This is a genomic window from Pelomonas margarita, from assembly GCF_043555875.1.
In the GTDB taxonomy this organism is placed as follows: Bacteria; Pseudomonadota; Gammaproteobacteria; order Burkholderiales; family Burkholderiaceae_C; genus Pelomonas; species Pelomonas margarita.
Genome location: NZ_JBIGHW010000007.1, coordinates 147,006 through 160,460, shown reverse-complemented (window position 1 = coordinate 160,460; position 13,455 = coordinate 147,006). Strand labels below are relative to the sequence as shown.

Annotated in this window: 9 protein-coding genes; 6 read left to right on the top strand and 3 right to left on the bottom strand. The window is 70.0% G+C overall.

Annotation, left to right across the window (positions count from 1 at the left end):
- Window positions 1-24 precede the first annotated feature (24 nt).
- Genes xylA through ACG0Z3_RS14285 form a run of 3 tightly spaced genes read right to left on the bottom strand, consistent with a single transcriptional unit; the run spans window position 25 to window position 4,036 of the window.
- Window positions 25-1,338 (bottom strand): xylose isomerase, encoded by a 1,314-nt coding sequence (gene xylA, locus ACG0Z3_RS14295; protein ID WP_394398511.1) that lies wholly within the window; start codon window positions 1,336-1,338, stop codon window positions 25-27.
- A 17-nt stretch (window positions 1,339-1,355) separates the two neighbouring features.
- On the bottom strand, window positions 1,356-2,810 hold the full coding sequence (gene xylB, locus ACG0Z3_RS14290; RefSeq protein ID WP_394398509.1) for a xylulokinase: 1,455 nt from the start codon (window positions 2,808-2,810) through the stop codon (window positions 1,356-1,358).
- Complete coding sequence (locus ACG0Z3_RS14285; RefSeq protein ID WP_394398507.1) at window positions 2,810-4,036, bottom strand: ROK family transcriptional regulator; 1,227 nt, start codon at window positions 4,034-4,036, stop codon at window positions 2,810-2,812. The genes xylB and ACG0Z3_RS14285 overlap by 1 nt, the downstream gene beginning before the upstream one ends.
- A 234-nt stretch (window positions 4,037-4,270) precedes the next feature.
- Between ACG0Z3_RS14285 and yicI the strand changes: the two genes are divergently transcribed.
- From yicI to ACG0Z3_RS14255, 6 genes are all read left to right on the top strand, one after another.
- Window positions 4,271-6,553, top strand: coding sequence for an alpha-xylosidase (gene yicI, locus ACG0Z3_RS14280; protein WP_394398505.1), 2,283 nt, complete (start codon window positions 4,271-4,273; stop codon window positions 6,551-6,553).
- Window positions 6,554-6,782: 229 nt separating this feature from the next.
- Entirely contained in the window at window positions 6,783-8,540 is a 1,758-nt protein-coding gene (locus ACG0Z3_RS14275; protein WP_394398503.1) for a glycoside hydrolase family 9 protein, read from the top strand.
- A 34-nt stretch (window positions 8,541-8,574) separates the two neighbouring features.
- Window positions 8,575-9,891, top strand: a complete 1,317-nt coding sequence (locus ACG0Z3_RS14270) for an MFS transporter (RefSeq protein WP_394398501.1) — start codon at window positions 8,575-8,577, stop codon at window positions 9,889-9,891.
- The gene (locus ACG0Z3_RS14265) at window positions 9,891-10,598 is read left to right on the top strand and encodes a polysaccharide deacetylase family protein (protein ID WP_394398499.1); all 708 of its coding nucleotides are present in this window, start codon (window positions 9,891-9,893) and stop codon (window positions 10,596-10,598) included. Before ACG0Z3_RS14270 ends, ACG0Z3_RS14265 begins: the two co-directional genes overlap by 1 nt.
- A 42-nt stretch (window positions 10,599-10,640) precedes the next feature.
- Window positions 10,641-11,543, top strand: coding sequence for a hypothetical protein (locus ACG0Z3_RS14260; protein ID WP_394398497.1), 903 nt, complete (start codon window positions 10,641-10,643; stop codon window positions 11,541-11,543).
- 147 nt (window positions 11,544-11,690) lie between these two features.
- Window positions 11,691-13,292 (top strand): rhamnogalacturonan lyase B N-terminal domain-containing protein, encoded by a 1,602-nt coding sequence (locus ACG0Z3_RS14255; protein WP_394398495.1) that lies wholly within the window; start codon window positions 11,691-11,693, stop codon window positions 13,290-13,292.
- Window positions 13,293-13,455 lie beyond the last annotated feature (163 nt).

Here is a 13,455-nt window from a genome sequence, read left to right as displayed (position 1 = left end):
TTTGCGCAGCGGGGCGGCGGTCTATCAGGCGCAGAGGCGGTTGACGAGGTTCTCCAGCACTTCCTGGCGGCCGGAGACGGGGGCGATGTCGACGTTGCGGGCCAGCACCTCGTCGGCCAGCTCGCTCAGCGTGCGGCGGCCGCCCAGGATGTCCTGGCCGGCCGGCGTGTCCCAGCCGGCATATCGCGTTCTCTGGGCGGCCTGCAGGCGGCCGTCGTTGATCATCTTCTCGGCGATCAGCAGCGCCTGGGCGCAGACGTCCATGCCGCCGATGTGGCCGTGGAAGAGGTCGGCCGCGTCGATGGACTGGCGGCGCACTTTGGCGTCGAAGTTCAGGCCGCCCGACCCCAGGCCGCCGGCCTTCAACACCTCGTACAGCGCGATGGCCGTCTCGGGCACGTTGTTGGGGAACTGGTCGGTGTCCCAGCCCAGCTGCGGGTCGCCGCGGTTCATGTCCAGGCTGCCGAGGATGCCCAAAGCGCCCGCCGTCGCGATCTCGTGCTCGAAGCTATGGCCCGACAGCGTCGCGTGGTTGGCCTCGATGTTGACCTTCACTTCCTTCTCCAGGCCGTAGCGCACGAGGAAGCCGTAGACGGTGGCGGTGTCGAAGTCGTACTGGTGCTTGGACGGCTCGCGCGGCTTGGGCTCGATGAGGATGGCGCCCTTGAAGCCGATCTTGTGCTTGTACTCGACGACCATGTTCAGGAAGCGGCCCAGCTGGTCCAGCTCCTGACCCAGGCGCGTGTTCAGCAGCGTCTCGTAGCCCTCGCGGCCGCCCCACAGCACGTAGTTCTCGCCGCCCAGCGCGAGCGTGGCGTCCATGGCGTCGCGCACCTGCAGCGCGGCCATCTTGAAGATCTCGGGGTCGGGGTTGCTAGCCGCGCCCGACATGAAGCGGCGGTGGCTGAACAGGTTGGCTGTGCCCCACAGCAGCTTCATGCCGGTGGCCTGCTGCTTCTGCGCCAGCACGTCGACGATGCGCTTGAAGTTGTCCTGGCTCTCGCGCGGCGTGGCGCCCTCGGGTGCTACGTCACGGTCGTGGAAGCAGTAGTAGGGCGCGCCCAGCTTGGCGAAGAACTCGAAGGCCGCGTCGGCCTTCAGCTTGGCCAGCTCCATCGGGCTGCCGCCCTGGAACCAGGGACGCTCGAAGGTGGCGCCGCCGAACGGGTCCAGGCCGGTCCAGACAAAGTTGTGCCAGTAGCAGACGGCGAAGCGCAGGTGGTCTTCCATGCGCTTGCCCAAGACGATGCGGTCCTTGTCGTAGTGCTTGAAGGCCAGGTCGTTGGGGCTGTCGGCGCCCTCGAAGCGGATGGCGGGGATGTGTTCGAAGTAGCTCATGTCGGTGGTTGCAAAGATCAAGCGCCACGCAGGCGCTGGTACAGGTCACGGAAGCGCGCCAGGCGAGGGGCCAGGCGGGCATGGCGTTCGGGGTCGGGTGTGTGGCGGGCCGACAGCGCCGGGCGGGTGCAAACGGCGTCCACGCTGCCGCCGGCAGCCAGCCAGCCCAGACGGGCTGCACCCAGCGCGCCGCCGGCCTCGCTGCCGGCGTGCACGACGATGTCCACGTTCAGCACGTCGGCGATCAGCTGTGCCCAGTAGGGGCTGCGCGAGCCTCCGCCCACCAGCGATAGCTGACTCACCTCGGTGCCGGCAGCGCGCAGCGCGTCCAGCCCGTCGGCCAGGCCGAAGGCCACGCCTTCCAGCACGGCATAGGTGCAGTCGGCGCGCGTGGTGGCGGCCTTCAGGCCGTGGAACACGCCGGGCGCGAAGGGGTCGTTGTGTGGCGTGCGCTCGCCGGCCAGGTAGGGCAGGAAGAGGGGGGCCCGGTCGTTGACGGTGCGGTCGTCGCGCGCCAGCTCGGCCAGCAGCGCGCTCTCGTGCTGGCCCACGAGCTGGCAGAACCAGCGCAGGCAACTGGCGGCCGACAGCATGACGCTCATCTGGTGCCAGCGCTGGGGCAGCGCATGGCAGAAGGCGTGGACGGCCGAGGCCGGGTTGGGCCGGTAGCGGTCGTTGACGACGAACAGCACGCCCGAGGTGCCCAGCGAGATGAAGCCGTCGCCCGGCGCCGTGGCGCCGATGCCGATGGCGCTGGCCGCGTTGTCGCCGGCGCCGCCGGCCACGATGACTTCCGCGCCCAGGCCCCAGGCTTGTGCCAGCTCGGGGCGCAGCACGCCGCTGGGTTCGCTGGCCTCCACGAGACGCGGCATGTGGGCGCGCGTGAGGCCGGTGGCGGCCAGCAGCTCGTCGGACCAGTCGCGCCGGGCGACGTCCAGCCACAGCGTGCCGGCCGCGTCGGACGGGTCGGACACCTTGTCGCCGGTCAGCTGCAGGCGCAGCCAGTCCTTGGGCAGCAGCACGCTGGTCACGCGCGCGAAGACGTCGGGCTCGTGCTTCTTCACCCACAGCAACTTGGGCGCGGTGAAGCCGGGCATGGCGAGGTTGCCGGCGATGGCGTGCAGGGCCGGTGCGGCGGCTTCCAGCTCGGCGCATTCGGCATGGCAGCGGCCGTCGTTCCACAGGATGGCCGGGCGCAGCACGTTGTCGGCCGCATCCAGCAGCACGGCGCCGTGCATCTGGCCTGACAGGCCGATGGCGCGCACCTGCGCGAACTCGTCCGGGTGCGCCGCGCGCAGCGTGGCCACGGCTGCCTGCGTGGCGGTCCACCAGTCGGCGGGCGCCTGCTCGGACCACAGCGGTTGCGGGTTGGCCAGCGTCAGCGTGTTGCCAGCGCTGCCGATAGTGTGGCCGCGGCCGTCCAGCAGCAGCAGCTTGACTTCCGAGGTGCCGAGATCAATGCCGAGATACATCAGAGGGCTTCCTCAGCCAGGGGCAGTCCCGTGTCTGCCAGCGGCAGGGCGGGGCGGGTGAGTCGGTAGCGGGCCAGCGCGGCTGCGCCCACCGCGACGGCGTTGGCGCCGAAGCGCGAGGTGCGCACGGTGGGCGGCGGCAGGCCGGCCGCGGCGGCGTAGTCGTTCAGCGCGTCCAGCGCGGGCTGCAGGAAGGGCTGGCCCAGCTCCACCACCGAGCCACCCAGCACGATGCAGCCGGGGTCGTAGGCCGTGGCCAGGTTCTGCAGCAGTACGCCCAGGTAGCGGCCGGCGGAGGCCACGGCCTTCAGTGTCTCGGGGTCTTCGTCCACCAGGTGGGCGCGCACCTCGGCCAGCGAGCGCAGCACGGGCTCGCCGTCGCTGCCGCCGAGCATGGCGCGGGTGGCGATCAGTGCCTCGGCGCAGCCACGCCGGCCGCAGGAGCAGCGCGGCCCGCCCAGTTGCAGCACCATGTGGCCCACCTCGCCGGCAAAGCCCCGGCTGCCGGTCAGCAGCCGGTCGCCGACGATGACGCCGGCGCCCAGACCCTGATTGATGGAGACGTAGAGCAGCGGGTCGGAGCCGGGCGCGGGGTTGAACTCCATCTCGCCCAGGGCAGCGACGTCGGCCTCGTTCTGGATGAATAGCGGCACGCCGGCGAGCAGGCTGTCCTGCAGCTTGTCGGCCAGCAGCTCGCCGACGGCCACGTCGCGCCAACCCAGGTTGGGGGCGAAGTGCAGCACGCCGCGCGCCTCGTTCACGCCGCCGGGCAGGCCCACGCCGATGCCGAGGATCTGCTGGCTGGCGTCCAGCTGCTTGCGCACCTTCAACAGTGCGGTGGCCAGCGTGGCCATGCAGGCCTTGGCCGTGCGGCTGGCGCCGTAGTTGGCCAGCGCGCAGGCCAGCACCTCGCCGGTCAGCGAGGTGGCGACCACGCGCACGGACTCTATGCCCACCTCGGCGCCCAGCAGCAGCAGCCGGGCCGGGTCGACGAACAGCGGCGTGGGGCGGCGGCCCAGGTCGCCGGTGGCGACGACCTCGCGCTCCGCCAACCAGCCCTCGGCCACCAGCTCGCGCACCAGCAGGCTGACGGTGGACTTGGTCAGGCCCACGGCGCCGGCCAGGTCGGCCCGGGACAGGCCCGGGTTGGCACAGAGGTGCCGCACCAGCGCCATGCGATTGATGACCTTCAGCAGCTGCTGGCTGCCTGCGGTTTCGGGCTGCACGTGTTGTCTCCTGTCGTGCCCGGGGTCCAAGGTGTCCCCAGGTTTTTGGCTATATTAGTTCGGCCGTCGCACGAAGTAAATTGGGTGAAAGCCCCTAGCGCGTCGGGTGGCTGCCGGCCGAAGATGCCGCCGGTGCCCGACGCGGTCGGGCCGGCCATCGCCCGTTGCGGGCGACGCGGCACACAACAGAGAGGCAGCGCCTTGCTGCTGATCGGAGACAACCAGGAACCCCTCATGAAGTTCACTGACGGACAGTGGATGCTTCAGCCGGGCGTCGCCGCGCACTACGCGGCCGAGGCCTATGCGGTGCAAGCCCACGCAGACCGACTTGTCGTGCTCGCCACGACCCGCCCCATCAAGCACCGTGGCGACACGCTGCAAGGCCCCACGCTGACCGTGACGCTGAGCTCGCCGCTGCCCGGCGTCATCCGTGTCAGCGTGGAGCACTACACCGCCTCCACGCCGCCGCGTCTGCACATCCCCATGGTCGGCGCGCAGGCCGCGCCGGTGCAGATCACCGAGACCGAGACGCACGCGCGGCTGAGCTCGGGCGCGATCTCGGTGGAGGTCAAGAAGGGCGAGGGCTGGAACCTCGTCTTCCGCGAGGGCGATCGCATCCTTACCAAGAGCGACTGGCGCAGCCTGGGCTATGTGCAGTGGGGCGACAAGGGCAACCACGTGCACGAGCAGCTCACGCTGGGCGTGGGCGAGAACGTCTACGGCCTCGGCGAGCGCTTCACGCCCTTCGTCAAGAACGGCCAGGTGGTGGAGAACACCAACAAGGACGGCGGCACCGCCTGCGAGCAGGTCTACAAGAGCGTGCCCTTCTACCTGACCAACCGTGGCTACGGCGTGCTGGTCAACGAGGCCGGCCCGGTGTCCTTCGAGGTTGGTTCGGAGAAGGTGGCCCGCGTGCAGTTCAGCCGCGAGGGCGAGAGCCTGGACTACTGCGTCATCGCCGGCCCCACGCCCAAGGATGTCGTGTCCCGGTTGACAGCGCTGACAGGCCGCGCCCCGCTGCCGCCGGCCTGGAGCTTCGGCCTGTGGCTGACGACCTCGTTCACGACGCAGTACGACGAGGCCACAGCCACTCACTTCATCGACGAGATGAAGCGCCGCGAGCTGCCGCTGTCGGTCTTCCACTTCGACTGCTTCTGGATGCGCGAGTTCCAGTGGTGCGACTTCGAGTGGGACCGCCGCGGCTTCCCCGAGCCCGAGGCCATGCTGCAGCGCCTGCATGCCAAGGGCCTGAAGATCAGCTTGTGGATCAACCCCTACGTGGCGCAGAAGTCACCGCTGTTCGCTGAAGGCGTGAAGCACGGCTACTTCATCAAGCGCACGAACGGATTGACCTTCCAGACCGACCAGTGGCAGCCCGGCATGGCCATCGTGGACTTCACGAACCCCGCCGCCAAGGCCTGGTACCAGGGCCATCTGCGCCGCCTGCTGGCCACCGGCGCCGACTGCTTCAAGACCGACTTCGGCGAACGCATCCCGAGCGAGGGCGTGCAGTACTTTGACGGCTCCGACCCCGTCGAGATGCACAACCTCTACGCGCTCCAGTACAACGAGGCGGTGTTCGAGCTGCTGCAGGAGGTGCAGGGAAGCGATGCCATCGTGTTCGCGCGCTCCACCTACGCGTCGGGTCAGCGCTTCCCGGTGCACTGGGGCGGCGACTGCTGGAGCACCTTCGAGTCCATGGCCGAGAGCCTGCGCGGCGGCCTGTCGCTCACCAGCTGCGGCTTCGCGTTCTGGAGCCACGACATCGGCGGCTTCGAGGGCAACCCGCCGCCGGCCGTTTACAAGCGCTGGATCCAGTTCGGCCTGATGTCCTCGCACAGCCGTCTGCACGGCAGCAGTTTTTACCGCGTGCCCTGGCTGGTGGACGAGGAGAGCTGCGACGTGCTGCGCGTGTTCACGCGCCTGAAGCACCAGCTCATGCCCTACCTCTACGCCAAGGCGTTCGAGGCCACGCAGACTGGCGTGCCGCTGATGCGCGCAATGCTTCTGGAGCACCCGGACGACCCGGCCTGCGCGACGCTGGACCGCCAGTACCAGCTGGGCGAGAGCCTGCTGGTGGCGCCAGTGTTCACCGAGAGCGGCGAGGTGGAGGTCTACCTGCCCGCCGCCCAGGGCTCGGGCGTCTGGACCCACCTGCTCAGCGGTGAGAAGAAGGCCGGCGGCCGCTGGGTACGCGAGACGCATGGCTTTCTGAGCATGCCGCTGTACGCCGCGCCGGGCAGCGTCATCCCTTGGGGTGCCGAGACCGAGAAGCCCGACTACGACTATGCCCGTGGCACCGTGCTGCGCGTGTTCGAGTTGGCAGACGGCGCCAGCGCCGACTTCACGGTGGTGGGTCTGGACGGCCAGGTCGCGGCGCGTGGCCGCGTCAGCCGCGCCGGTGGCGAGTACCTCGCGCAGGTCAGCGAGGGGGCGTTGCACGACTGGGCGCTGGACGTCGATGGCCGCCGCAGCCCCGTGCTGGCCGAAGGCCTGGAGCTGCGCTGGGGCGCCTGACCCCGTGCATGGCGATGCCGGCCGGCCCTGCGCAGACTGCGAGGGCCGGCCTTTTTTCGTGCTGCTGGACGCAGGGGCGGCGAGCCTCGCCGCTAGGCTGCCCCGTCTTCCAGTGCTCAACCCGTCGCCATGGATGGATCACCCGTCAACACGCCACACACCTTTATCGCGCTCTGGGCAATCACCCCAATGTCCAGCCGCTGACAACGTTGTCAAAATTTCGCCCGCCATGAAGAAATCCTTCCTCCGAGCTGCCCCGCTGCGGGCGTCCCTGATCGCCTGCGTGCTGGCTGCTGCCGCGGCCGGCACGGCCTCGCGGGCGGCCGCCGCCCAGCCGGGCGATGCCGCCGTCAACCAGCTAGGCTACCTGCCCGGCGCCGCCAAATGGGCCGTGCTGCCCGCGGCGGCCGGAGGCGAGTTCCGCGTCGTGCGGGCAGGCAGCGACAGCGTCGTGCTGCGCGGTGCCGTCAGCCCGGCCCGGCTGTGGGCCATGTCCGGCACCGAGGTGCGCCTGGCTGACCTGTCCGCGCTGACCGCGCCGGGCGACTACGAGCTGCGCGCCGACGGCCAGGCCCCGGTGCGCCTGCGCGTGGCGCCCGACGCCTATGCCGCGCTGACGGCCGGGGCGCTCAAGGCCTTCTACTTCAACCGTGCCAGCACGGCGCTGGACGCCCGCCACGCAGGCCCCTGGGCCCGCCCGGCCGGCCACCCGGACACCGAGGTGCGCGTGCACGCGTCGGCCGCCAGCGCCCAGCGGCCCGAGGGCACGCCGCTGTCTTCGCCCAAGGGCTGGTACGACGCGGGCGACTACAACAAGTACATCGTCAACTCCGGCATCACCGTCTACACGCTGCTGGCGGCCTACGAGCAGTTTCCGGCGCTGTTCAAGGCGCAGCACCTCAACATCCCCGAGAGCGGCAATGCGCTGCCCGACGTGCTGGACGAGGTGCTGTGGAACCTGGACTGGATGCTGACCATGCAGGACCCCGCCGATGGCGGCGTCTATCACAAGCTCACCAACAAGGGCTTCGACGGCAACCAGATGCCGCACCAGACCGTGGCCCCGCGCTATGTGGTGGCCAAGGGCACGGCGGCCGCGCTGGACTTCGCCGCCGTGATGGCCCAGGCGAGCCGCGTGTTCAAGCCGTTCGAAGCGCAGCGGCCCGGGTTGTCGGCGCGCATGCGTGATGCGGCAGTCGCCGCCTGGCAATGGGCGCGTGCGAATCCGCATGTGGTGTTCAAGAACCCGCCCGATGTGCGCACCGGCGAGTACGGCGACGACAAGCTTGACGACGAATTCGCCTGGGCCGCTGCCGAGCTCTTCCTCACCACCGGCGACGCCGCCTACCGCGAGGCGCTGAAGCTGGAGGCTCAGCCCATCCGCGTGCCCAATTGGGGCGATGTGCTCGGCCTGGCCTGGATGAGCCTGGCCCAGCACCGTGACCAGCTCGCCAAGGCCGATGCCGAGCTCGTCACGCGCCGCGTCGGCGACTTCGGCCGCCAGCTCGCGGCCACCTGGCAGGCCTCGGCCTACCGGCTGACGATGGAGTCCGCCAGCGACTTCGTCTGGGGCAGCAACTCGCAGGCGCTGAACCAGGCGCTGATGCTGATTCAGGCCTACCGCCTCGGCGGCGAGCGCGCGCAGCTGGACGCGGCCCAGTCGGTGCTGGACTACGTGCTGGGCCGCAACCCGCTGGGGCTGAGCTATGTGACCGGCTTCGGCCAGCGTTCGCCGCTGCACCCGCACCACCGCCCGTCCGAGGCCGACGGTGTGGACGCGCCCGTGCCCGGCTTCCTTGTCGGCGGCCCCAACCCCGGCCAGCAGGACCAGCCGCACTGCCCGGTGCGTTACGCCTCCAAGCTGCCGGCGTTGTCCTACATCGACCATGGCTGCAGCTACGCGGCCAACGAGGTGGCCATCAACTGGAATGCGCCGCTGGTGTACGTGTCGGCGGCGATCCAGGCGCTGACGCCGCCCTCACGCTGACTCGCCGGCGCAAAGAAAAAATACGGAGACCTTCATGACCATCCCACAACGCCACCTGCTCACCTGGGTGCCCTCGCTCTACCTGGCCATGGGCTTGCCCAACGTGATGGTCGGCGTGGTCGCGGCCATCCTTTACAAGAACCTGGGCGTGTCCAACGAGGACATCGCGCTCTACACCTCGCAGCTCTACCTGCCGTGGGTGCTCAAGCCGCTGTGGGCGCCGCTGCTGGAGGTTTACCGCAGCAAGCGCTTCTGGGTCATCAGCATGGAGTTCACGATGGCCGCGGCACTTGGCCTCATCGCGCTGGTACTGCCGGTAGCGGACTTCTTCAAGCTGTCGCTGGCGTTCTTCTGGATCGTCGGCTTCGCGTCCGCCACGCAGGACACCTGCGCCGATGGCGTGTTCATGACCACAGCTTCCAAGACCGACCAGGCCCGCTACGCCGGCCTGCAGGGCATGTGCTGGAACCTGGGTGCCGTGCTGGCCTCGGGCCTGTTGGTGTCGCTGACTGGCTACCTGCACAACCAGATGGGCCTGTCCTGGGTGCAGTGCTGGATGGTGGTGGTGTCGCTGGCGGCGGCGCTGATGGCGGGCTTCGGCGTCTACCACTGGCGGGTGCTGCCGGCGGGCGCGCCCTCGCAACTGCATGGCCAGGGCCTGGCTGGCGGGCTGAAGGCCACGACCGAGGCCTGGGTCACGTTCTTCCAGAAGCCGCAGATCTGGATGATGCTGGCAGTCATCTTCTTCTACCGCTTCGGCGAAGGCTTCATCGAGAAGTTCGGCCCGCTGTTCCTGCTGGACAGCACCGCGGCCGGCGGCCTGGCCCTGGACAACGAGGCGCTGGGCCACATCAACGGCACGGTGGGCACGCTGGCCTTCATCGCCGGGGCCTTCCTGGGCGGCTTCTTCGTCGCCCGCAAGACGCTGCCGCGCAGCTTTTTCACGCTGGCGCTGGTGCTCAACATCCCGCATGTCACCTACTTCTACCTGGCGCAGACCCTGCCGACTGACACGGTCACCATCGCCGCCATCGTGGCCATCGAGAAGTTCGGCTTCGGCATGGGCTCGGTGGGCCACATGCTGTACATGATGCAGCAGATCGCGCCGGGCCCCTTCCGCATGGCCCACTACGCGATGGCCACCGGCGTCATGGCGCTTACCAAGTGGGGCACCGGCAGCGTCAGCGGCCTGCTTTGGAACTACGTGGGCCACAACTACCTGAGCTTCTTCGGCTGGGTGCTGGTGTTCTCCATCCCGCCAGTCATCCTTGCTTGGTTGGCGCCGTTTCCGCATGACGGCGAGGCCGCCACGGCGGCTGAGGGCCACGCGGCGCCTGCCGGAGCGCATTGATGAGCCTCCTGCTGGCCCTGGCGATGACCGCCGCCGCACCCGCCTGCGCGCCCGACGCGCTGGGCACCGCCCGCACGCTGACGCTGCCTCGCACGGCCAGCGCCTGGGGCACGGCCCAGCATGCAGCGCTGCCCGGGCTTGCGCGGGGCGAGATCGTGCTGACCTTCGACGATGGCCCGCGCCCCGGCTCCACGCCGCGCGTGTTGCAGGCGCTGGCCGATCAGTGCGTGAAGGCTACCTTCTTCGTCAACGGAGAGCCGCTGCGCCAGCATGCCGACCTCGCCCGCCAGGTGCGCGACGCCGGTCACACGCTGGGCATGCATGGCCACCGGCACGACAACTTCGCGCAGCTGCCTGCAGAGGCGCAGGGCAGCGACCTCAAGGCCATGCTGGCCGCCTACGTCGACGTGCTGGGCGAGCGCCCGGCGGCCTGGCGCTTTCCTTTCCTGGCCGAGTCGCCGGTGATGATGGCGGCGCTCGCCAGCCTGGGCGTCACGGTGATGTCGGTAGATGCCGGCGCCGAGGACTGGCTGCCCGCGCAGACGCCGCAGATGTTGGCCACCAAGCTGCTGGGCCAGCTTGCCAAGAGCGGCGGCGGCATCGTGCTGCTGCACGACGCGCAAGACCAGACCGCTGATGCGCTGCCCTTCCTGCTGCAGACGCTGAAGGCAGAGGGTTACCGGGTGGTGCATCTGCGCTGGGAGTGAGCCCGGCGGCGGCCACAATGGGCCGCCATGCGTCGATCTCCGGTGCTCCTGCTTGCCCTGCCTGCCGCGGTGCTGATCACCGCGGGCTGGGTGCTGTGGCAAAACCCGGCGCCGACGCCTGCCCCGGTCGCGGCGGCCGTGCCCGCCAGCGTGCCGCGACTGCCGGTTGAGGTGCTGCCGCAGCCGGCGGCCCATGCCACTGCCCTCTCGCCGGCGCCCGAAGGCTGTGCGCCCAGCACGCTGCCCGTTCACGAGCTGGCCCTGGGCTGGCAGCGTGCGCTGGCCGTGCTGGCCAGCGGGTCGGGCGCGGACGTGGTGCTGGGCCTGCTGCTGCAACCCCCGCCCGCCGAGGACTTGGTGGCGCAGGCGCAGTGGTCGTCCCAGGTGCGTGATGCGGCGCTGCGCTCGCAGGACGCGCTGGCCCTGCGCTGGGCCACGGCGGCCTGCCCGGGCGCGGCCTGCCGGCGCGAGCTGCTGCAGGCACGGCTGCGGCTGGAGCCAGGCAATGCCGTGCACTGGGCGGCCTGGCTTGAAGAGGCTCCTGACGATGCCGACGCCGCCTGGCAGGGCCTGGCCGCCGCCGGGTACTGGCACGAGCAGCCGCGGGCCTGGCTGACGCGGCTGGGGGCGGCACTGCCGGCGGCCTGGACACCCGCGCAGCGGCAGGCCGTGTTGCGCGGCCTGCCGGCGCCGGCCTGGGCGGAGTCGCCTGCGCCGTCTGTGATGCTGGCCAATGCCTGCGGCCACTATGGCGCGAGCCATCCGGTGGGGGCGGCCTGCGCCCACGTCGTCACGCTGATGTTGACGCGCAGCGATGCGCCGCAGGCCTGGCAGCAGGGCGCCGCACTGGCGCGGCAACTGGGCCGCGCCGATATCCCGCCGTCGCCCGCAGCGCCGGCCGTCGTGGCGATGCCGGCTTGCCCGGCCTCGCAATCAAGTCGCTGAGAGATTGCGCCGACTCGGTAGCGCGCCCGAGGCGCGCCCATGGACAGGCTGCCTATGCTGAGTGCCGACCGCTCCGGCTGCACAGGGGCGGCAACGCGCTGCGGCGATGACGCTGTCGGCGTGACCACAACGACTGGAGACAAATCGATGAACCACTTCTTGCGCGGGCGCCTCGCGGTGCTCGGCCTGGCTGCGGCCGCCTGTACGTTGGTCTCGACCTCGGCGCTGGCCGCCTGGGGCATCACGGACGCCAGCGGCGTGCTGACCGTGGACACCGGCGCCGGCTTGGTGTTCAAGCTCAACAAGGCCAGCGGCGACATCACGTCCATCAAGCTCAACAACGGCGCCGAGCTGCAGGGCCAGACCAAGTTCTCCCACATCAGCTCGGGCCTGGGCGCGCCGGCCACCTATGCGTTCTCGCCGTCGGGTACCACGGCCGTCATCACCATCACGGCGTCCACGCTGAAGCACTACATCGTGGTGCGCCGCAACGAGAACACGCTGTACATGGCCACCCACATCACGGCCGAGCCGGCGGTGGGCGAGCTGCGCTGGATCACGCGGCTCAACGGCAGCGTGTTCACGGGCGTGCCGGTCGAGTCCAGCCTGCGCGGCACCACCGGCGGCATCGAGAGCAGCGACGTGTTCGGCAACAGCGACGGCACGACGCGCTCCAAGTACTACGGCAACCAGCGCGCCAAGGACATGACGATCCGCGGCGTGACCGGCTCGGGCGTGGGCGCGTTCATGGTCTACGGCAACCGGGAGTCGGCCTCGGGCGGCCCGTTCTTCCGCGACATCCAGAACCAGAGCGGCACTGACACCGAGCTCTACAACTACATGAACTCGGGCCACAACCAGACCGAGGCGTTCCGCATGGGCCTGCACGGACCCTATGCGCTGATGTTCACGACGGGGGCCACGCCGTCGGTGCCGGACATGAGCTGGATGTCCGGCCTGGGCCTGGACGGCTGGGTCGCCGGCCGCGGCAAGGTGGTCCTGAACGGCCTGACCGGCATGGACACGGCCTATGCCTACACGGTGGGCTTTGCCAACGGCACGGCGCAGTACTGGGGCACCACGTCCGGCAGCGGCGCGGTGACGGTGGCCAACATGAAGCCCGGCACCTACACCATGACCGTCTACAAGGGCGAGCTGGGCGTCTACACCGAGCAGGTGTCGGTCAGCAGCGGCGGCACGACGACGCTGAACACGCGGGCCATCACGGCCGACCCGTCGGCGCAGGCCGTGCTCTGGCGCGTGGGCAATTGGGACGGTACGCCGCTGGAGTTCCTGAACGGCCAGACGCTGAATGTGCGCCATCCGTCAGATACCCGCAACCCGTCCTGGGGCCCGGTGACCTACGCGGTGGGCAGCGCCACGAACAAGTTCCCGGGTGCGATCTGGAAGGGCGTCAACAGCGGCACGAAGATCACGTTCAACCTGACCAGCGCCCAGCTGGCTGCACGTACGGTTCGCGTCGGCATCTCGGCAGCCTACGCGAATGCGCGGCCGCAGATCAGCGTGAACGGCTGGACCTCGACGGTGCCCAGCCCGTCCACGCAACCCGACTCGCGCTCGCTGACCATCGGCACCTACCGTGGCAACAACGCGACCTTCACGTTCAGCGTGCCGGCCAGCGCCTTTGTGGCGGGTGCCAATACGCTGACCATCCATGCCGCCTCCGGCAGTGGCAGCACCGGCTATCTCAGTGCCGGTTTTGCGGTGGATGCGGTGGATTTGCGCTGAGGTGGCGGCAGGCCATGTGGCTCACATGGCGGCCTCCCCAGGCTGGCGGCGCTGATTGCGCCGCTGCCCTTGCCGTGCGGCTGCAGGGCTTGCCGGCACTGAAGGCCGGCTTGGCGCGCCCCTAGCTGTTGCGGGGGGGCGCGCTGGCGTCAGACGCCGATGG

Bases quoted from the DNA above. Each gene is read 5' to 3' on its own strand.
- xylA (WP_394398511.1), bottom strand. From the start codon at position 1,338: ATGAGCTACTTCGAACACATCCCCGCCATCCGCTTCGAGGGCGCCGAC.
- xylB (WP_394398509.1), bottom strand. From the start codon at position 2,810: ATGTATCTCGGCATTGATCTCGGCACCTCGGAAGTCAAGCTGCTGCTG.
- yicI (WP_394398505.1), top strand. From the start codon at position 4,271: ATGAAGTTCACTGACGGACAGTGGATGCTTCAGCCGGGCGTCGCCGCG.
- ACG0Z3_RS14275 (WP_394398503.1), top strand. From the start codon at position 6,783: ATGAAGAAATCCTTCCTCCGAGCTGCCCCGCTGCGGGCGTCCCTGATC.
- ACG0Z3_RS14270 (WP_394398501.1), top strand. From the start codon at position 8,575: ATGACCATCCCACAACGCCACCTGCTCACCTGGGTGCCCTCGCTCTAC.
- ACG0Z3_RS14265 (WP_394398499.1), top strand. From the start codon at position 9,891: ATGAGCCTCCTGCTGGCCCTGGCGATGACCGCCGCCGCACCCGCCTGC.
- ACG0Z3_RS14255 (WP_394398495.1), top strand. From the start codon at position 11,691: ATGAACCACTTCTTGCGCGGGCGCCTCGCGGTGCTCGGCCTGGCTGCG.